24 protein-coding genes are annotated in these 23656 nt (G+C 32.4%); 10 read left to right on the forward strand and 14 right to left on the reverse strand.

Features of this window, described 5'->3' with window-relative positions; all coding sequences use genetic code 11:
* Nucleotides 1–25: 25 nt before the first annotated feature.
* The 3 genes from J2W48_RS05530 to tsaB are packed head-to-tail and all read left to right on the forward strand — an operon-like array spanning nt 26 to nt 3425.
* Nucleotides 26–1417: a TolC family protein gene (locus tag J2W48_RS05530; protein WP_310279218.1), complete on the forward strand. Its 1392-nt coding sequence runs from the start codon at nt 26–28 to the stop codon at nt 1415–1417.
* Nucleotides 1418–1423: 6 nt separating this feature from the next.
* Complete coding sequence (locus tag J2W48_RS05535; protein WP_310279220.1) at nt 1424–2716, forward strand: efflux RND transporter periplasmic adaptor subunit; 1293 nt, start codon at nt 1424–1426, stop codon at nt 2714–2716.
* Nucleotides 2717–2753: 37 nt separating this feature from the next.
* On the forward strand, nt 2754–3425 hold the full coding sequence (tsaB, locus tag J2W48_RS05540) for a tRNA (adenosine(37)-N6)-threonylcarbamoyltransferase complex dimerization subunit type 1 TsaB (protein WP_310279221.1): 672 nt from the start codon (nt 2754–2756) through the stop codon (nt 3423–3425).
* Nucleotides 3426–3431: 6 nt separating this feature from the next.
* Here the strand turns inward: tsaB and J2W48_RS05545 are convergent, their stop codons facing one another.
* Together J2W48_RS05545 and J2W48_RS05550 are read right to left on the reverse strand one after the other, a co-directional pair.
* Entirely contained in the window at nt 3432–4244 is an 813-nt protein-coding gene (locus J2W48_RS05545) for a mechanosensitive ion channel family protein (protein WP_310279223.1), read from the reverse strand.
* 356 nt (nt 4245–4600) lie between these two features.
* Nucleotides 4601–5500 (reverse strand): NifU family protein, encoded by a 900-nt coding sequence (locus J2W48_RS05550; protein WP_310279225.1) that lies wholly within the window; start codon nt 5498–5500, stop codon nt 4601–4603.
* 146 nt (nt 5501–5646) lie between these two features.
* On the opposite strand from J2W48_RS05550, the gene J2W48_RS05555 reads away from it, so the two are divergent.
* Together J2W48_RS05555 and J2W48_RS05560 are read left to right on the forward strand one after the other, a co-directional pair.
* Nucleotides 5647–6636, forward strand: a complete 990-nt coding sequence (locus J2W48_RS05555) for a PorP/SprF family type IX secretion system membrane protein (RefSeq protein WP_310279227.1) — start codon at nt 5647–5649, stop codon at nt 6634–6636.
* A 10-nt stretch (nt 6637–6646) separates the two neighbouring features.
* A complete protein-coding gene (locus J2W48_RS05560; protein WP_310279228.1) occupies nt 6647–7165 on the forward strand; it encodes a gamma carbonic anhydrase family protein in 519 nt (172 codons plus the stop codon).
* A gap of 1 nt (nt 7166) precedes the next feature.
* Here J2W48_RS05560 and J2W48_RS05565 read toward each other — a convergent pair whose 3' ends face one another.
* The 4 genes from J2W48_RS05565 to J2W48_RS05580 all read right to left on the reverse strand — a co-directional run bounded on the left by J2W48_RS05565 (nt 7167) and on the right by J2W48_RS05580 (nt 10430).
* Nucleotides 7167–7883: a LytR/AlgR family response regulator transcription factor gene (locus J2W48_RS05565; protein WP_310279230.1), complete on the reverse strand. Its 717-nt coding sequence runs from the start codon at nt 7881–7883 to the stop codon at nt 7167–7169.
* Nucleotides 7884–7968: 85 nt separating this feature from the next.
* Nucleotides 7969–9093, reverse strand: a complete 1125-nt coding sequence (locus tag J2W48_RS05570; protein ID WP_310279232.1) for a sensor histidine kinase — start codon at nt 9091–9093, stop codon at nt 7969–7971.
* A gap of 1 nt (nt 9094) precedes the next feature.
* Nucleotides 9095–9475 carry a DUF4907 domain-containing protein gene (locus J2W48_RS05575; protein ID WP_310279234.1) on the reverse strand — a complete coding sequence of 127 codons (381 nt, stop codon included), beginning with the start codon at nt 9473–9475 and terminating at the stop codon, nt 9095–9097.
* Nucleotides 9423–10430 carry a Kelch repeat-containing protein gene (locus J2W48_RS05580; RefSeq protein WP_310279236.1) on the reverse strand — a complete coding sequence of 336 codons (1008 nt, stop codon included), beginning with the start codon at nt 10428–10430 and terminating at the stop codon, nt 9423–9425. Before J2W48_RS05580 ends, J2W48_RS05575 begins: the two co-directional genes overlap by 53 nt.
* 266 nt (nt 10431–10696) lie before the next feature.
* Between J2W48_RS05580 and J2W48_RS05585 the strand changes: the two genes are divergently transcribed.
* Together J2W48_RS05585 and bamG are read left to right on the forward strand one after the other, a co-directional pair.
* Nucleotides 10697–12019, forward strand: coding sequence for a DUF4270 family protein (locus J2W48_RS05585; RefSeq protein WP_310279238.1), 1323 nt, complete (start codon nt 10697–10699; stop codon nt 12017–12019).
* Complete coding sequence (gene bamG, locus J2W48_RS05590) at nt 12020–13255, forward strand: BamG family beta-barrel-assembly machinery protein (RefSeq protein WP_310279240.1); 1236 nt, start codon at nt 12020–12022, stop codon at nt 13253–13255.
* Nucleotide 13256: 1 nt separating this feature from the next.
* Here the strand turns inward: bamG and murI are convergent, their stop codons facing one another.
* The 8 genes from murI to J2W48_RS05630 form a co-directional block, all read right to left on the reverse strand.
* Nucleotides 13257–14033, reverse strand: coding sequence for a glutamate racemase (gene murI, locus J2W48_RS05595; RefSeq protein ID WP_310279242.1), 777 nt, complete (start codon nt 14031–14033; stop codon nt 13257–13259).
* A gap of 97 nt (nt 14034–14130) precedes the next feature.
* Nucleotides 14131–14634 (reverse strand): OmpH/Skp family outer membrane protein, encoded by a 504-nt coding sequence (locus tag J2W48_RS05600; RefSeq protein WP_310279244.1) that lies wholly within the window; start codon nt 14632–14634, stop codon nt 14131–14133.
* A 14-nt stretch (nt 14635–14648) separates the two neighbouring features.
* The gene (locus tag J2W48_RS05605; protein WP_310279246.1) at nt 14649–15650 is read right to left on the reverse strand and encodes an OmpH/Skp family outer membrane protein; all 1002 of its coding nucleotides are present in this window, start codon (nt 15648–15650) and stop codon (nt 14649–14651) included.
* Between the two features lie 42 nt (nt 15651–15692).
* Nucleotides 15693–18422: a BamA/OMP85 family outer membrane protein gene (locus J2W48_RS05610; RefSeq protein ID WP_310279248.1), complete on the reverse strand. Its 2730-nt coding sequence runs from the start codon at nt 18420–18422 to the stop codon at nt 15693–15695.
* Complete coding sequence (locus J2W48_RS05615) at nt 18355–19095, reverse strand: isoprenyl transferase (protein ID WP_310279821.1); 741 nt, start codon at nt 19093–19095, stop codon at nt 18355–18357. Before J2W48_RS05615 ends, J2W48_RS05610 begins: the two co-directional genes overlap by 68 nt.
* A 1-nt stretch (nt 19096) precedes the next feature.
* On the reverse strand, nt 19097–19780 hold the full coding sequence (porG, locus tag J2W48_RS05620) for a type IX secretion system protein PorG (protein WP_310279250.1): 684 nt from the start codon (nt 19778–19780) through the stop codon (nt 19097–19099).
* Between the two features lie 173 nt (nt 19781–19953).
* Nucleotides 19954–20838 (reverse strand): NAD kinase, encoded by an 885-nt coding sequence (locus J2W48_RS05625; RefSeq protein ID WP_310279252.1) that lies wholly within the window; start codon nt 20836–20838, stop codon nt 19954–19956.
* Between the two features lie 87 nt (nt 20839–20925).
* The gene (locus J2W48_RS05630; RefSeq protein WP_310279254.1) at nt 20926–21585 is read right to left on the reverse strand and encodes a CBS domain-containing protein; all 660 of its coding nucleotides are present in this window, start codon (nt 21583–21585) and stop codon (nt 20926–20928) included.
* A 116-nt stretch (nt 21586–21701) separates the two neighbouring features.
* Between J2W48_RS05630 and J2W48_RS05635 the strand changes: the two genes are divergently transcribed.
* From J2W48_RS05635 to J2W48_RS05645, 3 genes are read left to right on the forward strand one after another with little or no spacing between them, the layout of a single operon-like run.
* Nucleotides 21702–22415, forward strand: coding sequence for a pyridoxine 5'-phosphate synthase (locus J2W48_RS05635; protein WP_310279256.1), 714 nt, complete (start codon nt 21702–21704; stop codon nt 22413–22415).
* Between the two features lies 1 nt (nt 22416).
* Nucleotides 22417–23181: an alpha/beta fold hydrolase gene (locus J2W48_RS05640; protein ID WP_310279257.1), complete on the forward strand. Its 765-nt coding sequence runs from the start codon at nt 22417–22419 to the stop codon at nt 23179–23181.
* Between the two features lie 50 nt (nt 23182–23231).
* Nucleotides 23232–23573 carry a phage holin family protein gene (locus tag J2W48_RS05645; RefSeq protein ID WP_310279259.1) on the forward strand — a complete coding sequence of 114 codons (342 nt, stop codon included), beginning with the start codon at nt 23232–23234 and terminating at the stop codon, nt 23571–23573.
* The last annotated feature ends 83 nt before the right edge of the window (nt 23574–23656 follow it).

Genomic DNA, 23656 nt, shown 5'->3' on the forward strand with positions numbered 1-23656 from the left:
TCTGCTATGCTTTGATTCAAAATATATGAAAATAAATAAATATAATAGTCTTGTTTTTGTGATCGTTATGGCATTTGGGTTGTCAGGCTCAGCACAATCTAAACAATGGACTTTGGAAGAGTGTGTAAGATATGCATTGGATAATAATATCACGATTAAGCTATCGGAGTTAGATGTTAAAAATGCAGCAATTGATAAAAAAGATGCATTTGGTAATTATTTACCATCTGTAAACGGTAGTGCTTCTCATTCCTGGAATATTGGTTTGAACGTTAATCCGGTTACTAATATCGCATCTACACAAACTACACAAACTACACAATATACATCATTGGGTGTTAATGCGGGAGTAGATATTTTTAAAGGATTGCAAAATCAGAATACCTACAGAAGAACAAAACTTTCTATTATTGCATCACAATATCAATTAGTTAAAATGCAGGAGGATATTGCTCTTAATGTTGCAAATGCTTTTTTAGAGATTCTATTTAATAAAGAAAACTTAAAAGTAAAAAAAGAACAATTAGCGATTGATGAAAAACGATTTGCACGTTCAGAAGAAATGGTAAATGCAGGGACTATTCCGCGTGGTGATTTATTTGATTTAAAAGCTACAGTTGCTACTGATAAACAAGCGATTATTATTGCAGAAAATAGTCTGTTAATTTCAAAATTAAGTCTGGCTCAGCTTTTACAGCTGAAGGAATTTACAGATTTTGATGTAATTGATGATACAAATCTTCAGGACGAAAATAATATTATGGCACAAAATCCAGTTGATATTTACAATAAGGCTAAAGAAATAAGAACTGAATTAAAAATAGCACAAACAAATTTAGAAATTTCAGAAAAAAATGTACTTATTGCAAGAGGGGCTTATCTGCCAACACTTACAGGTTTTTATTCTTTTGGAACGAGTGCTAGTTATAGCGATAGGATTACAACAGATATTAATGGTAACTTAATTTATAGAGGACCAGATCCTGTTTTAACTCAGTTTAGTGATAATAAAGGACATAATTTCGGTTTTCAATTATCGGTTCCCATTTTTAATGGATTTTCCACAAAAAATAATGTTGAGCGTAATAGAGTAAGTTTAGAAAGATCTAAAATTGATTTAGAGCAAAAAAGTTTAGATTTGCAGCGTAATGTTTATACGGCTTTTACGGATGCAAATGGAGCTTTAAATGCTTATGAATCCTCTGTTGTTACTTTAGAAGCAAGACAGCAGGCGTATAATTATGCTAAAGAAAAGTATGATGTAGGCTTGATGAATTCATTTGATTTTACACAGGCTCAGACATTGTTAACAAATGCACAATCCGATATTATAAGAGCCAAATACGATTATATTTTTAAAATTAAAATACTTGAATTCTACTTCGGAATTCCAATTGTTCCAATTATAAAAAACTAGATTATTATGTCAAAAAAAACAATTTATTTCTTAGTAGGTGGGGCAATTGTCATTATCACTGCTTTGATAGGTCTTTCGAAATCGGGAGTAATAGGAAATAAGGATGAAGGAAAAGAAGTTGAAATATCAAAAGTTACAGCTTCAACAATTATTGAAACGGTTTCTGCAACGGGTAAGATACAACCTGAGATTGAAGTTAAAATTTCACCGGAAGTTTCAGGAGAAATCACTTTATTAAATGTAAAAGAAGGACAGGTTGTGAAAAAAGGAGATTTATTGGTTAAGATAAATCCGGATTTATACACCTCAAGCTACAATCGTTCTGTGTCTAATTTATCGGGAACAAAAGCAGGTTTAAGTCAGTCTGAAGCTTCGTTTAAAGAAGCGAAGGCAAATTACGACCGAAATAAGACGTTGTATGATAAAGGAGTGATTTCTAAATCTGATTGGGACAAAGCGATTGCTTCTTTTGAAGTAGCCAAAGCAACCAAGCAAAATGCATATTACACAGTTCAAAGTGCAGTGGCAACTGTAAATGAAGCAAAAGACAACCTGGGGCGTACAACCATCTATGCTCCTGCGGATGGAACGATCTCAGTATTGAATGTAGAATTGGGAGAGCGCGTTTTAGGAACACAACAAATGGCAGGAACGGAGCTTTTAAGAGTGGCGAACCTAAATAATATGGAAGTTGAAGTTGATGTAAACGAAAATGATATCGTAAAAATTAAAATTGGAGATGAAGCCAATGTTGAAGTTGATGCTTATCTGAAGAAAAAGTTTAAAGGAATTGTAACCAGTATTTCTAATTCAGCCAGCAGTACTTTAACATCAGACCAGGTAACTAATTTTAAGGTAAAAGTTAGAATTCTAAAAGAGTCATACCAGGATTTGTTAGAAGGGAAACCAACCGCGTATTCACCATTCAGGCCAGGAATGACTGCTACTGTTGATATTATTACAAATATAAAACCAAATGTTCTGGCAGTGCCAATTAGTGCTGTTGTGGTAAAATCAGATACAACAGCAGTAAAAGAATTTAAAGTAGACGATCCGGCTGCAGATAAAAAAGATACTCCAAAAAATGACAAGAAATTTGAATGTGTTTTTGTAAAAGTAGGAGATAAGGCAAAAATCAGAATCATTAAAACAGGAATTCAGGACGATACGAATATTGAAGTTATGTCAGGGTTACAGCCAGGTGACGTAGTAATTACAGGGCCATATACAACAGTCTCAAAGGAACTGAATTCAGGAGACAAAGTGAAACTTAAAAAAGCAGATACAACGAAGAAATAATCAGTTCTCTAAAATATAACTTTTAAAAATAAATACATTGTCTTTTATTCTCAATATCGAAACAGCAACAAAAAATTGTTCAGTTGCAATAGCCAGAAATGGCGAAACAATTTTATGTAAAGAAATTGCAGAAGAAGGGTATTCGCATGCCGAAAAATTACACGTTTTTATTGAAGAAGCAATTATAGAAGCTGAAATTAATGTTCATGATTTAGTTGCCGTTGCCGTAAGTCAGGGACCAGGCTCTTATACAGGTTTACGAATAGGTGTTTCGGCAGCAAAAGGATTATGTTATGCATTAAACATTCCGCTAATTGCTATAGACACTTTACAGATATTAGCTTCTCAGGCAAGTGTAGAAGACGGTTTAATTGTTCCTATGCTTGATGCAAGACGTATGGAAGTTTACAGTGCAATTTTCAACCCTAAATTAGAAACTAAAAGAGAAATACAGGCTGAAATTATTACTGAAGATTCTTTTAATGAATATGCAGAAACTATTTATTTTGTAGGTGATTGTGCCGAAAAATGCAAACCGATTTTAACAAAAGCAAATTTTGTGTTTTTAGAAAGTATAAAATTTCCTTCGGCGAAAGAGATGAGTAAAATTAGTTATGCTAAATATCAAATAAGCGACACTGTAGATGTCGCCTATTTTGAACCTTATTATTTAAAAGATTTTATGATTACTACCTCTAAAAAAAAATAATGAATATTATTTTTGGAGTGTGTAGGGCTGGATTGCAATTCCCGCTTCATCTAAGGCTGTTTTGCACTTTTCAAGGGTTTCAGAAAAAACAGCGCCATAATTTTCGTTTTTTGCCCAGGGACGCACAGCAAATTCTACAGAACTGGCAGTTAAATTTTTTACAAAAACTTCAGGAGCCGGGTTTTTAAGAACTTTTGGGTTTTTGATTAAAACATCCAACAGAACATCCTTCGTTTTTTTGATATCTGAATCATATGAAACTGCAAAAGTCAAATCGGCCTTTCGTTCGCCCTGCATCGAATAATTAATAATAGTGCCATTAGATAAAACACCATTTGGAACAAAAACAACCTGATTGTTTCCTGTAATTAATTTTGTCACAAAAATTTGAATTTCAACTACGGTAGCAATAATGCCTTGACCTTCAATAGTATCTCCAACTTTAAATGGCTTGAAAAGAATAATTAACATTCCGCCGGCAAAGTTAGAAAGAGATCCTTGAAGGGATAAACCAACAGCTAGTCCCATTGCTCCTAAAATTGCTACAAATGATGAGGTTTCGATTCCGAGTTTTGAAATAAAGGTAACAAACAATAAAATGCGTAATGCCCATAATAATATATCTGCAAGAAACTTAGTTAACGTAGGGTCCAGATTTCTTTTAACCATTATTTTTCTAATGATTCTGTTTATTAATCTGATGGCATATAAACCAATAAACAAAATTAAAAAGGCAGAGATTAATTTTGGTGAATAATTAAGTAATACGTCTATAAATCTATTGGCATAATTACTTAGTTGGTCTGGATTAATTGTCATGATTTTGAATAATAAAAAAACCTTCTCAAGGAGAAGGTGTATTAATTTTGCAAATATAGAGATTTGCTAATAAAAAAAAATATTTTTAATCGTGATCAGATTTCTTCTCTTATTCATCACTATCAGTTATTGCTTTTTCACTAACATCAACTACTGTATTATAAGCTGGTTTGGTGTCATTGGTTTCTGTACTTATTTCTTTTACAGAAAATGATAATACTCCCATGTTGTACTATTCATTAGGTTAGAATACATATTAACTATTTTACATTAGTTATTAATGTTATGCTTTTATAAAAAAATATAGAACTAAAAAAAGCGTCCTTTAAGACGCTTTCATATAATTATTATAGTCATTATGCATTAAGTGCCTCAACAGTAATTTGCTCATCATTTAGCATACTTTTTAACATATTTTCAATACCACTTTTTAAAGTAAACGTTGATGAGGGACATCCACTGCAAGCACCCTGTAAAATTACTTTTACAACTTTATTGTCTTCATTATAAGAATCAAAAGCAATATTTCCTCCATCAGCGGCAACAGCAGGCTTTACATATTCTTCCAATATATTAATAATTTGTTGTGAAGTAACATCCAGTTTATCAAAAGCTTCATCTTTTGTAATGTCATTTTTAGTGGCTACTTCAATTAAGTTTTCATCCAGGACAATTCCTCCGTTTTCAATAAATTGTTTGATGAATGTTCTAACTTCAAGCGTGATTTCCTGCCAGTCATTAATATCATATTTAGTAACCGAAATGTAGTTTTCATCAATAAAAACTTCTTTCACATATGGAAATTTGAATAATTCCTTTGCTAATGGAGAAGAAGCTGTCTGATCAATATTTTTATATTCAACAGCATTTTTTGTCAACATTCTGCTCACTACAAATTTTAAAGCAGACGGATTAGGAGTCGTCTCTCCATAAACTGTGATAGGCTGTTTTTTTATTTTGCTATCATCAACATTTATAATTACACCACCTTTGTCTACAAAAGCTTCAATTTGTTCCGCTACAGCCTCTTTTACATCGTCCCATTCTACAATGCTGTATCTCTCAATTGCTATGAAATTTCCAGAAATGTAAACTGTTTTTACAAACGGAAGATAAAATAATTGTTGTGCTAAAGGAGATGATTGGGCTTCGTCAATGTTTTTAAATTCAAAATTTTGATTCTGCGTAATGAAATCTTCAAATTCAAATTTTATGATTGTCGGGTTTTGAGTGTCTTTTATAGTGATTTTTGCCATGACAGTATATTTTTTGCAAATTTACTAAAGTTATTTTCTACTAATAGCTATATTTGGTTTTTTAATGAAATAATTAAGATTCTTTTTGTAATTGATTTTGTTAAATTCCTAATAATCTAAAAAAAGAGTCTAATATATTTAACTTCATGAAATTGAAAATCAGGATTTTATTTGTTTTTATAATCGTTTCGTTTTATTCTTATTCACAAGAAGGTATTCCGGTATATTCGGATTATTTGTCAGATAATTATTATTTGATTCACCCTTCAATGGCCGGTGCTGCAAATTGTGCCAAAATAAGATTGACAGCCAGAAAACAATGGTTTGGCCAAGATGATGCTCCTGCTTTGCAAACATTAAGTTTTAATGGACGAATAGGTGAAAGATCAGGAGGAGGTATTATTGTTTTTAATGATAAAAATGGATACCATTCGCAAAAGGGAGTAAAACTTACTTATGCCCATCATATTATGTTTTCAAGAGATGAGCTCGATTTAAATCAGCTTTCTTTTGGTATTAGTGGAGGTCTAATTCAGAATCAGTTAGACGAAACCAAATTTGGAGGGACTTTCGATCCAATTGTTTTTGGTTCAATTCAAAATGATTCCTATTTCAATGTTGATTTTGGTGCTTCCTATAATTATTTGAATTTTTATGCTCACGCAACAGTCCAGGGGGTTTTGGAAACCAGAAGAGAATTATATACAGATTATGAAACTGATAATTTGAGAAAATTTTTATTGAGTGCCGGATATGTTTTTGGTAAAAATGAAAGTATTACCTGGGAGCCATCTGTTTTATTTCAGTTATTTGATGAGACAAAAGAAAAATCTATCGACATTAACTTAAAAGCTTACAAGAGTATGGATTTTGGAAGCCTATGGGCGGGATTATCCTATCGAAGAAGTTTTGATGAAGCAGAATATAGCACAGGAAGTGGAGTGGCGTCACAAAAACTACAATATATTACTCCTTTAGTAGGAGTGAATTTTAAAAATTTCATGTTTGCTTATACCTATTCAAACGTAACAGGAGATGTGAAATTTGATACAGGTGGTTATCACCAAATTACTTTAGGAATCAATTTGTTTTGTAAAAAGGAACGTTACGACTGTGATTGTCCCGCTATTAATTAATTTTTTTATTATGCTGATTAAATCTGTAAACGGAAAATCGCCAGTAATTCCTGAAGATTGCTATGTTGCCGAAAATGCTACTATTGTGGGAGATGTTTCTTTTGGAGATTCTTGCAGTGTTTGGTTTAATGCTGTTATTCGGGGTGATGTTAACTTTATTAAAATTGGAAACAAGGTTAATATTCAGGATGGAGCTATTATCCATTGTACGTATCAAAAATATCCTACTATTATTGGGAATAATGTTTCTGTTGGACATAATGCAATTGTTCATGGCTGTACAGTTCATGACAATGTTTTAATCGGTATGGGGGCTATTGTAATGGATAATTGTATTGTAGAAAGTAATTCTATTGTTGCTGCCGGTGCTGTTGTAACACAAAATACGATTGTAACTTCAGGAAGTATTTATGCAGGAGTTCCTGCAAGAAAAGTAAAAGATATTAATCAGTCTGACTTTGCTGGCGAAATCGAACGTATTTCAAATAATTATGTAATGTATTCCGGCTGGTTTAAAAATGAAGAATAAATTATAGATTAATTTTTTCGAAAAAGGCATTTTTGTAGCTTTCACTAATCGGAATCCGTTTATCATTAATCAGAACCTTGTTTTTTTGTATTGATTTTACATGTTTGATATTGATGATATACGATCTGTGAACTCTTGAAAATCCCTTACTTGAAAGTAAATTTTCAAGCTTTATTAAACTAATTAAGGTAAGTGTAAATTTGTTATCTGTTGTGTAAATTTTGACATAATCTTTTAAACCTTCTATAAATAGAATATCTGAAAAATTCATTTTTACGTTTTCATATTCAGCTCTCACAAACATAAAATCCTGCTCTAGTTCCGGCACACTTGTGTTTTCAGAAATCGCCTGAATAGCTGAAGCCGGATTAAAAATTTGTTGTGCCCGTACAACCGATTTTAAAAAGCGGTGAAACGGAATTGGTTTTACCAGATAATCAACAGCACCAAGATTAAAACCCTCAACAGCATAATCAGAATAAGCGGTTGTAAAAATGATTAAGGGCTTTTTTTCTATGGTATTTAAAAATTCAATTCCTGAAAAATGTGGCATCTGAATGTCCAGAAAAATCAAATCGATATTGGTTTGATTAATGAAAGAAACAGCATCAATTGCATTATTAAAAGTGCTTATTAACTCTAAAGAATCTATTTTGTTGACAAAGTCCTCTAATAATTCAACGGCTAAAGGTTCATCATCTATAATTACACATTTCATTTGTTCTGAATTAGATATTAATTTTTTTGGTGTGCTCAAAAATAGTTTGAAATCAACTAATTAAGGTTTAAAATTTTCATAATAATTATAGGTTTTGATTAATTGCTGTTTGAATTTTATCTAATTCTAAATTCAAATGCACACGATAATATTGATTATCCTGTGTGGTCGTAAGTTTATGTGCGTTTGGATAAAGTAAATCCAGACGATTTTTAATGTTGACTAAGCCAATTCCTGAATTATTAGGATCTTTTACGTAATTTTCAATCGTATTTTCAATGCGAAAGTCCAGATTATTATCCAATATAAAAATCTTGATTTTAACATGGGCTGCGCCTTTATAATCGGTTCCGTATTTAAAAGCATTTTCTACAAATGATATTAGTAGCAAGGGTTCAATAAACTTATTTTTGGTATCACCGTGAACATTTATGACTATATCTTCGATGTTGTTGAGTCGGAGTTTTTGTAATTTAATGTAATTCTGAATGTAATTGATTTCTTTTTCTAAAGCCACCGTTTTATTATCAGTTTCATATAACATATAGCGCATTAATTCAGATAAGGTAACGATGGCATCTGGAACTAAGTCAGATTTTTTATGTGCCAGGGAATAAATACTGTTTAAAGAGTTGAATAAAAAATGTGGGTTGGTTTGTTTACGCAGGTAAATCAATTCAGTATTGGTTCTGTGAGTTTCGGCAATTAATTTGTTTTGCTGATTGTTGTAAAACTCTGTAAGTGTTCTTATAATAGCACTTATGGTAATGATTAAAATATAAAAGAAAGATGGAGCTATCTTAAATAATAGAGGTTGTTGTGCACTTATCAATTTTAAACTTCTGCCTTCTTTAATAAATTGTGAAATATCAGGCGGCAACATTTTTGGCGGCAGCATATTCGAGGGTCGTACATGGTTGAATTCAGGCATGAAATAATTAATCCTGATGACCATAAAAAGTAATATTAGAGCAAATACAAATGAAAAATACAGCCAATATTTTTTTTCTAAAAGCAAAACAGGAACCATATAAAAATAATTCAGATAAAACAATACAATTCCAGTTGCCCATTGTACGTAGAAATCATTATTGATCTTGAATGGACTTTCGTAAAACTGAATCAATGAAGTCAATATAAAAAAAGTCCATATTATACTATGGAATAAAATTTTGTTAGAATTAGTATTTTTAATAGCACCTATATTCATTTTAGATTTTTATTTTTAATAAAATTAAATCTTTTTTTGTTATAGATGGTGATATGTTTTGTTTGAGTTTTTTCACTACTAAGCCCGCTATCTTTAGCGCATCCTCCTCAGAATTGAAACTTTTGGTCTCGTTAATAGCAGGAATTATGGTTTGTTTTATTAAAATTTTATGCCCGTCTGCAATTGTATATCCCCAACCGGAAGTTGTTTTTATAGATTCAACCTGAAATTTTTCTTTTTTTGAACAAGCTGTTAATTGCAGGATAAGTAGAATAAAAAAAAGTAAATTCCTCCAGAGATTATTCCGGAAGAATTTAGGGTTTGAGTTATTAATTATCATCGTCATTTTGCTCTTCCAGTGGTTTAAACTCCCAGGCATCATCAAAATAAGTAGATCCTATTCTTCCTAACATATAGAAACCGCGATTGTTTATTGCAAAACCTACTGCGTCAGTTCTTGTAGACCCTTCCATTGCCGTTCTTTCTTTCCAAAGATCAGTTGTTGGATTGTATTCCCAAACAGTTTTTATGCTTTCACCACCCACAACATATCCTAATCCGTTCATGCTAAAACTAGATGCATTCGAACGGGTTATTGCATAGTCATCATTGTAGCTGTAATCATCATTTTGATCCTTGTCAATATCTCGTTTTCTTGTCCAGATATCAGTAGAAGGGTCAAACTCCCAAAAGTCTTCCTGATAAGTACCATTATTAACTCCAGTTCCCAAGTAAGCTTTTCCATTGATTACAAAAACAGTAGCATTCCGCCTTTTATTACCGCTAAAACCGCTGACAATTGTCCATGTATTCGAAGTGTCATCATATTGGTAAAAGTCTTTTAGATAATTACCGTCATAGCCTGTCCCAAAAAAAGCTTTTCCACCTGCCTGAAAACCCACGGCAGCATAACGTCCTGTTCCTGAAAAATCTGCTTTTTGTGTCCAGCTATTACTCACAGGATCATATTGGTAAAAATCCCTGAGTCTATTAGTTCCGTCATATCCAAGCCCAACATATCCTTTTTCGTTAAGCTCAAAACTGGATGCAGAACTTCTTCCAATTCCAATAAAATCGGCTTTTTGTTCCCAATAATCCCCATTCGAACTGTAGGACCATAAATCTTTTAGATATCCATCTCCTGTATATCCTGTTGCAACGTATGCATAATCTCCAATAACAAAGCTGGTTGCACTGGATCTTGCAGGTCCGTCAAATGCAGACTTTTTTATCCAGTTCCCTATTAAATCTTCATCATCATCATCGTTACTGCAACTTATGAAAAACAGATTTGAAATGATTGCCGCGAATAATATTCCTTTTTTTAAATTATTCATAATGTAAGTTATGTGAATTGGTTCTACTCTTAAAAAACGTATTTGATGGTGTCAAATGTAGGTGGGAAGCAGTTTAAAAAAAAAGAAGATATATGTATGACGCTTTTTCATAGATTAAACTGCGTTTCTATCTGTCTAATGAAGTATTCGTCTGTTAAGACCAATTATAGATGGTTTTCTTCTATTTGTAGTATAAAAACAGGAGGCTGTATATGTTATGGTGATGTTCAGAATCGGACATTTATATTTGTTCAAAAATAGTAGATATGTACAAGTGTTTATTGATGTTGTTGTTTGCCATGACGATATTTTCATGCGGAACAGATACGGATGCCGGCGAATTTGTTGTAGGATCTGATTATTTAGCTGTAAGCAATAAGGTGATTTTAATTGATACAGTTACGGTTGAGATGTCTACGATTAACTTTGATTCATTAGTTACTTCCGGTCAAAGCAGAATTTTAGTGGGAAACTATGAGGATGCTGTTTTTGGAAAAGTAAAATCGGAAAGTTATTTTCAACTCGCTTCAAATGATTATACATTACGTAATGAAGGTTCAGATACAAATGCACCTAATTATGTTTTTGACTCTATTTCGATGATTTTAAAATATGATAACTATTATTATGGCGATACAACCAAAGTACAGACACTTAATATTCATCAAATAACCCAAAAAGTAAAACCAAATACGGATGATGATTCTTTCTATAATAATTCAGCCTTGAGTTATAATAGTGATATTTTAGGAAGTATTTCATATAAACCACGTCCTAAAGAAAAAGATTCTATTAATATCGAAATGAATGCAGCATTTGGTGAAGCACTTTTTCAAAAATTAAAAAAGAGAGAGATTACTGATTTTGAAACTTTTTCTGAATATTTAAAAGGTCTTGTCATTGTTCCGTCAACATCCAATACTTCAAGCATTATAGGTTTTAATCTAACAAGTAAGGTAAGATTATATTATTCAAAATATCAGGGAGATACAGAAACCTCCTTTACAAAAGATTTTACTATTTCGGATGCCACAAAGCAGTTCAACTCTATTTCATTAGATAAAACAGGGACTTTGATTCAAAATTTGCCTGTTTCAAGCAGTAAGTTAGCAAGTTCATTAACCAGTAGTCAGGGATTTATTCAGTCAGGAACCGGCGTTGCCTGCAGGATTGATTTTCCTAACATAAAACAACTCAAATATATATCAGATAAAGGTGCTATTGTCAATGCTGAATTGATTCTGAAGCCCATTAATAATTCTTATTCCGAAAAATTTCCTTTAGCAGATTCTCTTCGAATTTATGTGGCGGATAAGCTGAACAGGATTAGTGGTACATTATTAAATTCTGCTGGAAGTTCTGTATATGGAATTTTGAATAAAAAAAGTGATGAGTTTAATGAAAATATAGGTTATTCAGTTTCAATAGGGAACTTTTTGCAAAAAGAAATGTTACGGCAATCGGATTCTAAATCAGCATTGATATTAACATTGCCAGGAATTTCTAAAGCTGTTGACAGAATTATTCTGGGGGACCAAAAACATTTGAATAATAAAATTCAATTGAAAATTTATTACATCTCTTATTAAATGAAAAATAAATCCGCTTTTTTAAGTTGCCTGATTGTAATGTACTTCAACTCATTTTCGCAAAGTATTTCGACTTCGCCTTATTCTCTGTATGGTTTGGGAAGTTTATATGATTCAGATTTTGGTTCAATCCCATCAATTGGCTCATCAGGAATCGCACTGCCGTCTGATGGATTTATTAATAATTTAAATCCAGCTTCATTGAGCTACCTGCCTCAAAATCATTTTATGTTTGATGTTGGTGGCAAAGCTATTGCAACTACTTTTCAAAGTAGTTCCAAATCAGAAAAAAGAAATAATTTTCAGTTTTCGCATATTGCTTTTGCCTTTCCGGTAACAAAAAATTCAGGATTTAGTGTGTCATTACAACCTTATTCCAGTGCTTCTTTCAAAATTTCAAATTTAAAACTGCCTGTCGATAATAGTTCAGAATATTATACTTTAGATGCAATAGGAACAGGCGGACTAAATAATTTTGATTTTTCATATGGATATCAAATAAATAAAAGATTAGCCCTTGGAGTTTCGGCAGCTTTACTTTTCGGAAACACAACTGATGATAGAAGTTATACCATTGCTAATTCCATCACAGCCATCGGTAAAATTACAGATTATAATGGCTTCCGGGCGATTGTTGGATCACAATATAAAGTGGATTCAACTTTTACAATTGCCTCAACTTTTAAATTGCCTGCCCGGATTAATGCTTCAAAAGTACAAACAGTTCAGACGGTTGCAGACGAAGTAATAACTACAATAGAATCTGATGTAACTTCGGATACAGATGATTACTATATGCCATTGGAAATTGGCTTTGGAATCAGTAAGCGATTTAAAAATAATTTAAATTTGACAATTGACTATGAAAAAAGTTTTTGGAGTACTACTAATCAATCAGAATTATACGGTGACTTTATAAATCAGGATAGATTTGCGGTTGGTTTTAGTTTTAGAAGTAAAAAAAATATTAGAAAATACTGGGATAGGATTCAATATGGTACAGGATTGAATTTTGATACGGGTTATCTGGAAGTTGACGGTAAAAGAGTAAATAATGCTGCCATTTCTTTTGGTGTTTCATTACCGGTAGAAAATACATTTTCAGTTATTAATATTTCTTATTCCTACGGGCAAAAAGGTAAAATAGGAGATGGGTTAATAAAAGAAAATTATCATAAATTATCGCTGAATTTGTCTTTAGACGGAATTTGGTTTGTTAAACGAAAAATAGAATAGCTTAAAAATCTTTCTGAATAACATTATATTTCTGATCCAAAATCGAATTTAAAACTGTCGGATTTGTATTGGTATAAAATATTGGCTCACTATTTTCGCCATCCGAAAATCCAATTTTTTCCCGCAAGACATTTTGAGTTTGTCTCGCTACTGCTTCTCCAGAGTCTATGATTTGAATATGTGCCGGGAGAATTTCTTTAATTTGTGGAATCAGATAGGGATAATGACTACAGCCTAACACAAGATAATCTATATTGGCATCAATCATAGGTCTTAAATAAGACTCTAATAGTTGGGTCATTTTTGGTGAATTAAGATCGCCATCTTCAATTAGCTGAACCAGACCATAACCGACTTGTTCAATAATTTTGGTTTCATGAAACATTTCAGCGGTTTTGTTAAATAACTCACTGTTTAATGTTCCCTTTGTGGCTAAAATTCCAATGACTTGTGTTTGTGAGTTATTGGCGGCAGGTTTGATAGCCGGCTCAATACCAATGAACGGAATGTCATATTCTGCCCTAAGTTCTACAATAGCATTGGTAGTAGCAGTATTGCAGGCAACAACTATTAATTTACAATTTTTTTCTAGTAAAAAATCAACATTTTTTTTGCTTAAAGCAACAATTTCTTCTTTGGTTTTTTGACCATAGGGAGCATTTTTGCTATCAGCCAGGTAAATTATTTTTTCGTTAGGAAGTAGTTCGTGTATAGCTCTCCAAATAGATGTTCCTCCAATTCCAGAGTCAAAAACGCCAATAGGATTATTGTTTGTCATAAAACAAAGTTACATATTTTAATTTTTCAAAATAATAAAAAAAAACTGCTCAAACTTTAAAAAGCAGTGAGCAGTTTTTATAAAAAAATCTTTTTTTTTAGAATCCTAAATCTTTTTTTACATCAGCAGTTAAGTTTGGACCATCAGACAATAAAAGAGTAGAACCATCTAATACGTATTGGAAACCTTTAGCTTTTCCGACTTTTTGGATAGATGCTTTAACTTTTTCCATTAAAGGTTTTACAATATCCGTTTCTTTTTTCTGTAGTTCATTTTGAGCATTGTCTCTGTAATCACCAATTCTCTTTTGCATGTCCTGAACTTCTTTAGAACGTTCGCCATTGATTGCTTCAGTAGTAGTTGCAGCTTCAGCTTCGTACTTTTTGATTTTAGTTTGGTATTCTTCAATCATTTTTTTGTATTCAGCATCATATGTACCACTTAATTTTTGTAATTGATTTTGAGCATCAAGCATAGCCGGCATCTTCGACATAATCTCGCTAACATCAACATGGGCTACCTTAGCTTGCGCATTCATTGTGTTACTTGCTCCTAAAATTAGTATCGCAGCAATTAGTAAAGTTTTGATTTGTTTCATCATTTTTAAAATATTAATTAATTATTGGTCGTATTCGTTTTTTCTGTTTCGGCTTCTTTTGCTTTTTTAGCCGCTTCTCTTTCTTCTAAAATTTTCTTTTTTCTTTCTTCTAATTCTTTTTTACGTTGTTCGTAAAGTTTTTGTCTTTCTTCTGCCTTAGCTGTGACAGATTCATTATTTGTTGTTTTCTCTTCTGTTATTGTTCCAGTTACAGGAGGTTTAGTTGCTGTTGTTTCTGTTTTAGCTGTTTCAGAAACCGTGCCATTTTTTTTAGCTTCTCTTTCAGCCGCTATAGCATCTCGTCTATCTTCATATTCCTTTTTCTTGGCTTCTTGTTCCAGTTTTCTGTCATTCAGTAATTTCTCTCTTGCTGCTTTTCTCTCGTCTAAGGCTTTTTGCCTGTCTGCCATTGCCGGATTTTCATCTATCTCATTTTCAATCTTTTCTTTGGCTTCTTGTTCTTTTAGTTGCTTTTTGGACAGTTGCTCTCTTTTATCTGTCCTGTTAAGAACACGTATGACCTGATCGCTGATATCAAATCGCTTTGCCGAAAAAAGCATGGTCAGGTCAGAAGATTTATCAAATATAAAATCATAATTTTTAGCTTCTGCAATATCTTGTACGGCTGTAAATACCTGATCCTGTATTGGTTTAGCTAATGCCGCTTTTTGAAACATTAAATTTCCGTTAGAACCAAATTGTTTTTGCTGATAATCCAGCATTTCGGTCTCTAAAAATTTAATTTCTGTTTCTCTTTCTTCAATAAGCTCCTTTGTAAGTAAAGCTTTTTCTGCTTTAAGGTTTTCTTTTAGCTTATTGATTTCAAGTTTTTTTGTCTCTACTTCCTGCTTCCATTTCTGAGCTTTTAGCTCCAATTGTGCTTTCGCTTCCTTGTAATCAGAAACATTCTCTAATATGTATTCCATATCGATGTAGCCAATTCGGGTCGATCTTGTCTGAGCCTGATTTGTATTAGCTACAATCAAGGCTAAAAATATAAATAAAAATTGTTTTCTCATAACATTACTTTATTTCTCAATTTTTAACCAATTATTTTTTTCTTAAAATTGTTGCCCAATAATAAAATGAATTTCTTTACCATGTGCTTTTGTTTCTCCAGGCTGAGGATCAAAACCGTAACCCCAGTCAATACCTAACAATCCAAATGCAGGCATGAATACACGTAAACCAACACCGGCAGAACGATTTAAATCAAATGGGTTGTAATTATTAAAAGTTGGGAATGAATTACCAGCTTCTAAAAAGGCTAACGCATAAATAGAGGCAGATGCTTTTAATGTAATTGGATAACGTAATTCCATAGAAAATTTATTGTAAATGGTTGCCCCAATTTGCTCTCCATTAGTATTTACAGGGGTCAAGGAGTTGTTTTCATAACCTCTTAACTGTATTGTTTCCCTTCCGTCCATAGAAAAATTTGCCATTCCGTCTCCTCCTAAATAAAAACGTTCAAAAGGTACAAGACCTCTATCCTGATTATATGCTCCCATGAAACCAAATTCAGTTAATGTTCTTAAAACTAATTTGCCATACAATTTAGTATACCAATCTGCTTTAAATTTAACTTTATAATATTCTAGCCAATTATATTTTTTTTGGTCAACCTTAGAAGGATCTGCAGCTGCTTCATCAGGAGTTCCTACTTTATTTCCATTAGAGTCCAGATAATCATCTGGATTTACGATTACTCCATTTGCATCTTCATATTGAGTCGTACCACCATATTTTAATTTATATTCTTCCTGGTTTCCAAGATTTGCATAATCTACACCATTAAACAATGAATATGGTGGAGTAACTTTTGCAGAAATACTAAATTCAGAACCATAGGTTGGGAATATAGGGTTAACTCCTTTATTACTTCTCGAAAGTCCAATAGTATAAGCTAAGTTTCTTGATGCACCATTTCCAAAAGTAAACAAACCAGTGTTGTAATTGTTCAGATCATAATGCTGATAACTTACAGATTGTGATAATACAAAGAAATCATCCGGAACAGTCAGTCTTTTGGCAAGCCCGACTTGTATAGTGAAAATATTAAAATTTCTGCTTTTATCTACATCCCTTGTAATAAAATTGTTTAAAAATTGCTTACTGTATGAGATAGATGAACTAAACTGAACTGGTTTTTTTCCTCCAAACCATGGTTCAGAAAATGAGACACTGTAAGTCTGGAAATACGTACTTCCTTGCAAACGAAGCGATACTTTTTGTCCATCTCCCATTGGTAATGGCTTATAAGCTTCTTTGTTGAATAATTTTCGGGCTGAGAAATTATTAAATGACAGTCCTAAAGTTCCTATGAAACCTCCACCGCCATAACCACCTTGCAGTTCGACCTGGCTGGATCCTTTTTCGACAAGATTATATTCAATATCAACAGTCCCGGCTGCTGCATCTACATTTTTAAATTTAGGATCAATTGCCTCAGGATCAAAAAATCCTAGTTGTCCAATCTCACGGATTGTTCTAACTAATTGTTCTTTACTGTATTTTTCGCCTGGTTTGGTTCTTAACTCACGGTAAATAACATGATCGTTTGTTTTATCGTTTCCAACTACTGTTATCTTATTAAAATAAGCAATTGGGCCTTCAGTAATTCTAATTTCGAAATCAATGGTGTCATTAACAGTTCTTACCTCTACAGCATTGATATTTGAAAACAAATAACCGTTGTTTTGATACAGGTTTGTAATGTCTTCTGCATCTGGTTTGGTTTTGTCAGCAATTCTTTTTTCAAGTAAGACACCATTATAAGTTTCTCCTTTTTTGATTCCTAAATAACGGTGTAGTAATTGGTCAGAGTAAACAGTATTACCTAAAAACTTAATATTTCCAAAGTAGTATTTATTTCCTTCTTCCAAATTAATTTTAATGTCAAGCATGTTTTTTTCCTTGCTGTAAACAACAGAATCATAAATAATTCGGGCATCGCGATATCCTTTTTCTTTATAAGAAGCAATAACTTTTTCTAAGTCTGCTTTATATTTTTCAGGAATAAATTTTGAAGCTTTTAGTACACGAAACACGTTTTTTTGTTTCGTATCTTTCATAGCTTTCCTTAGCTTAGTATCTGTTAGTTGTTTATTGCCTTCAAAATCAATACTTCTGATTTTTACTTTATCACCTTTATCTACCCTGACAAGCATATTAACATTGTTGCCTGTCACAGAGTCAGTAGGAGTGGTTGTGATAATCACTTTTGTGTTATAAAAACCTTCTTTTTTATATTTGTTTTCGATGTAGTTTTTTGTAGTGGTAATTAAGTTTTCGTTTACAATTTTGCTTTTGGTTAAATTGTTGTCTTTTATAAGACCTTCAACTTTACTTTTCTTAAGGCCAACAAACTTTACTTCATTTAATTTAGGAAGCTCTATTATGTTTAAATCTAAATATATGCTATCGTTTTCAACTCTGTTTACGTAAAAGCTAATTTCGTCAAAAAGACCAAGTTTTCCTAATTTTTTGATAGCGCCACTAATTTCTTCGCCAGGTACTGTAATTTCCTGTCCTTTTTGAAGACCTGAAAATGTGACAACAGTTTGTTCGTTAAAACTTATTTTACCAACAACAGAAACTTTAGCAAGAATGTATTGTTTTCCCTGATCAAAAGGTATTCTTTCTTGTGCTTTTATTTGAGAAAAACTACCCAAAAGAACTAGGGTGAGGACTATTTGTATTCTTTTTTGTAACACTAAAAAATTATTTAATTTGTTCACTGGTTTTTCCAAATCTGCGTTCTCTTTTTTGATAACTAATGATAGCCTCATATAAATCTTCTTCTTTAAAGTCTGGCCAGAGTACATTAGTAAAATATAATTCTGCATAGGCAATCTGCCACAACAAAAAATTACTTATTCTATGTTCTCCACTTGTTCGTATTAATAAATCTACGTCTGGTAAATTTTGCGTGTAAAGATGCTCATTTATAATTGAATCGTCAATACTGTCTATTGAAATTATATTATTTTTAACTTTATCAGAGATGATTTTAATTGCGCTTACTAATTCCTCTCTTGAACCATAACTTAAAGCCAGAGTGAGTGTTAAGCGCGTGTTGTTTTTTGTCTTTTCTATAACATCCGACAATTCTTTTTGTGCTGATTTTGGTAATTTTTCAAGATTTCCAATAGCATTTAGTTTAATGTTGTTTTGCTGTAGTGTGATGAGTTCTTTCTTTAATGAATTGATAAGTAATTTCATTAAGGTATCGACTTCTAATTTTGGACGATTCCAGTTTTCTGTAGAGAAAGCATATAAAGTAAGAAACTCAATGCCAAGTTTTGCACAAGTTTCAATAGTAGTTTTTACAGATCTGGTGCCATTTTCATGACCAAAAGCACGTAGGAACCCTTGTTGTTTGGCCCAGCGTCCATTACCGTCCATAATGATGGCCAGATGTCTTGGTAAATTGGTAGTGTCTATAGAGTTTAATAAGTCCATTTTATTCTGCGCAATAGCAAGGTTTATTTCCAAAGGTATAGGTTAAGGTAACTCCAGTAAAAACATACCAGTCATTATTATTTAAATTTCCAAAACGATTGTTTGCATATTTATCATTTTCAGGAAAGCTTCCGTCTATGTCATCAGCAAAAGTATATCGGGCTCCAACTTCGGCCGCTAAAACAAAATTGCGGCTGATATTTGATTTTACCCCTAATATTATAGGTATGGCAAAAGAATTTCCTCCCTTGTCTTTCTCAGTTTGCCCGTTGTCAATATAAAGGGCATTGTATCTGAAATAATTTATTCCTGAGAATATATATGGTGTAATTTTTGGGTCTGAATCGTGTAAGTTAAAATCAAAAAAGTTAAATTCGAGTCCAGCAGAAAATTCTTTTATGTTGTTTTTAAAGCTGTATCCTCTTTTATTACGACTAGATTCTTTTGAATCTGAATCACTTCCTGTTAGTTTAGATTGTGTGTATGAAAAGCGATAGGAATGACGCGGACTTTTGTTCCATTTATATAAAATACCAAAGGCTAATTTTTCAGGGGCTATATAGGTCGTGCTTCCAACATCGCCAACAAAATTGCTTCCGCCAACAAAAACACCAATCTCGTTTATCTGAGCCTGAAGTGTTAAGAGGGGTAAAAAACATAACAATAAATTAAAACTTTTCTTCATTTAATTAAAAATTGCGTGCAAATATAATAATTATCAATACGAATCAATGTTTCTTTAGATAAATGTGTCTTTTTTTAAATTTATAATATCATTTTCAGGCATTTAATAATGATTCGATATTGATAAAACGGAAAAAACGGTACTATTCGTATAGTTAGAGTTCAGAAAAAGGTTTAATTTCTTTTGTCTTCTCCCCAAAGTAATTTATTTCGAAGTGTTTTAAGGAACGTTTCGCCAGGGATTTCAACCATTTTTATTTTGAAGTCTGTTTTTTTGATGGTTAAAACCGATTCATTTTTTACAGAAGAAATTCTTGAGTCTAAAGAAATCAAATATTGGTTTTCTCTTCCGGAAACACGAAGTTTTATTTCGGTATCATCTGTAATTACCAATGGTCTTGCATTTAAATTATGTGGGGCAATCGGTGTGATTACTAAACTTTTTACATCAGGTGTTAATATTGGTCCTCCACAACTTAATGAATATCCCGTTGATCCTGTAGGTGTAGAAATGATCAATCCGTCTGCCCAATATGAATTTAGATATTCGTTATTCAGATAGGTTTCAACAGTAATCATCGAAGTGGTGTCTTTTCTGCTTACGGTAACTTCATTCATGGCAAAATTCAGTTCCTCAATAGCTTCATTAGCCGGATCACAGGTCAGACTTAGTAAAGTCCTCTCGGAAGTTGTGTAATTTTTATCGATTACAAACTGCAAAAAACTGTCAATATTCTCTTTTTGTACCATAGCCAGAAAACCAAGGCGTCCCGCATTAATTCCTAAAATTGGCACACCTGAATTACGAACAAAAGTGGCAGCTCTTAAAATTGTTCCGTCACCACCAATGCTTATTAACATCTCAAAACTGTTATCTAAAGAATTAGAAGATGAAAAAGTTTTGTACTCTTTTTTTACCAGCTCTTTTTCATAAAGCATTTTTAGAAAGTTTTCCTCAATTACCATTTCAACATTATTAGTGTTGAAAAACAGAAAAATGTCTTTAATAATTGGTTCTGTACTGTTTTGATAATATTGTCCGTAAATGGCTACTTTCATTTTTTTTAATTAGATAATGAGAAAATTTGATAATGTGCGAGTGTGAAAATTTTTTAATTGACCCATTTTCTAATTGCCACATTAAAATTATATATTAAGATATTTATCAAGATAATCAGAACGTTCTTTTAAGCTATTGATGTAAGTGTCTTCCTGATGCTCTGAGATAATTTCGTAATCGTATCTTCTAAAAGTCTGAATGATTTCATTAATGGCTCCCAAACCAATTTTTACTGTAATCTGAACATTTTCTAAATCGGCTTCTGATACAAAACAGCCTAAAACTTTACCATTATTGCTTTCTACTATCTGGCAAATTTCGCTCATGGAGTAATTTAAAAGCCCTTTTTGAACTATAATAATTCCGCCTGGTTCTTTTAAAAATGGAGTCTCCTGAAAAAACTTCATGATGTCTTCCATTTCATAATAGCCTGCATACATATTATTTTCGTCAAGTATCGGAATTACATTTGTATGATTCTTGGCAAAAACTTCTAAAACATCCAGCCAAATCATTGATTTTCTGGCAAAGAAACGTTCCAGGGTATATTTATAGTCGATAGCTTTTTTATCTGAGTCAAAAGTTTCAACATCATCAGCGGAAATACTTCCTATGAAAATACCATCTTCCAAAACAGGAAAATGTGAAAAGTTCAAATCAGCAAAAAAGTCCTGAACCGATGCAATAGTTTCTAAACTGTCAATCGGTCTAAAATCATTAGTGATATAGTTAGTAATGTCTGTCATAAATCGTTTGAAGATATTTGATGCAAAATAATCAAAAAATAGCAAAAAACGCTACGTTTTACTTTGTATTTTTGTTGTAACAAATATAATGTTACCAGAATTAATAATTTATTTATATGACAAAGTTAAGTGTAAATATCAATAAAATTGCAACACTTCGAAATGCACGTGGCGGAAATGTTCCCGATTTATTAAAAGTAGCGACCGATATTCAGAATTTTGGAGGGCAGGGAATCACCATTCACCCACGCCCGGATGAGCGCCATATCCGTTATCAGGATGCCCGCGATTTAAAGGCGATTGTTACAACCGAATATAATATTGAAGGAAATCCGCAGCATAATTTTATTGATTTAGTTTTGGAATGCAGACCTGATCAGGTAACATTGGTTCCGGATGCAATTGGAGCCATTACGTCTTCTGCAGGTTGGGATACCATTAAAAATCAATCGTATTTAGCCGAAGTTATTCAGGAATTTCAACGTAACGGAATTAGGACTTCCATTTTTGTTGATCCAGTTTTGGAAATGATTGAGGGGGCTAAAAAAACAGGAACAGACAGAATCGAATTGTATACCGAAGCATTTGCTCATGAATATGCTTTAGGAAATAAAAACGGAATTGATCCGTATGTTAAATCGGCAGAATTGGCAAACGAATTAGGTTTGGGAATCAATGCAGGACATGATTTAAGTCTGGATAACATTCAGTTTTTCAAACAAAATATTCCGGGATTACTGGAAGTCTCAATTGGTCATGCTTTGATTGCTGAGGCTCTTTATCTTGGTTTGGATAATGTTGTAAATATGTATTTAAATAAATTGAAGTAATATGCTTTATTCAAAAATAGAAGGCAACGGAAAACCATTCATTATCATGCACGGATTTCTGGGTATGTCTGACAACTGGAAAACACTTGCCGGACAATATGTAGACGCCGGATTTCAGGTTCATATTTTAGATTTAAGAAACCACGGGCGCAGTTTACATTCAGACGAGTGGAGTTACGAAGTAATGGTGCAGGATGTTTTCGAATACTGCCAGGCAAATCAATTAACAAAAATTGATATTCTCGGACATTCAATGGGAGGGAAAGTAGCCATGCTTTTTGCAACAACGCATCCTGAAATAGTCGACAAATTAATTGTAGCAGATATTGGACCGAAATTTTACAAACAGCATCATCAGGATATTTTGGCGGGATTAAATGCAGTCGATTTTTCTATAAAACCAGGCAGAAGTGATGTTGAAGCAATCGTAGCGCAATATGTTCCTGATTTTGGGACAAGACAATTTTTGCTGAAGAATTTATACTGGAAAGAACCCGGACAACTGGCTTTCAGATTCAATCTTGAAGTTTTTAATAATAATCTGGATGCTATTGGAAAAGCTTTGCCGGATGATTTGGTTTTTAAAAAACCGACATTGTTTATTCGCGGTGGAAATTCAGGCTATGTTCAGGATTCTGATCTTGATCAAATCCGCACACATTTTCCAGATTTAAAAGTAGAAACAATTCCAAATGCAGGACACTGGCTTCACGCCGAAAATCCTAAACTGTTTTTTGAATTGACAACCGCATTTTTAAAAGAATAATCGGCTTCAAAAAAATCATTACATTTATTTAAAACTTTAAAAAAGAAAATATGAAACTATTAATTAGACTTCTTGTTACTGCTGTCCTCGTTTTGTTAATTGGTCATTTTATGACAGGTATACATGTTGTTAGTTTTACTACTGCCGTAATTGTTGCAGTAGTTTTGGGATTGTTGAATGTTTTTATAAAACCGATATTGGTAATACTTACATTTCCGGTAACTGTTGTTACGCTTGGGCTATTTTTGCTGGTTATTAATGCTGTAATAATTTTGCTTTGTACCAAAATTGTCGGAGGATTTCATGTTGATTCATTCTGGACAGCATTGTTGTTTAGTATTATTTTGTCAATTCTTCAATCTATTGCTAATAAAATTATTGGAGAAGACTAACTTTTAAATTAAAAAGCACGTTTTAAACGTCTTCAAATACAATGGATTAAAAACTTGGCTGGGTTGCAAAAATTTTATAATTT

Origin of the sequence: Flavobacterium piscis, assembly GCF_031457575.1 — a bacterium.
GTDB classification, from domain to species: Bacteria; Bacteroidota; Bacteroidia; order Flavobacteriales; family Flavobacteriaceae; genus Flavobacterium; species Flavobacterium piscis_A.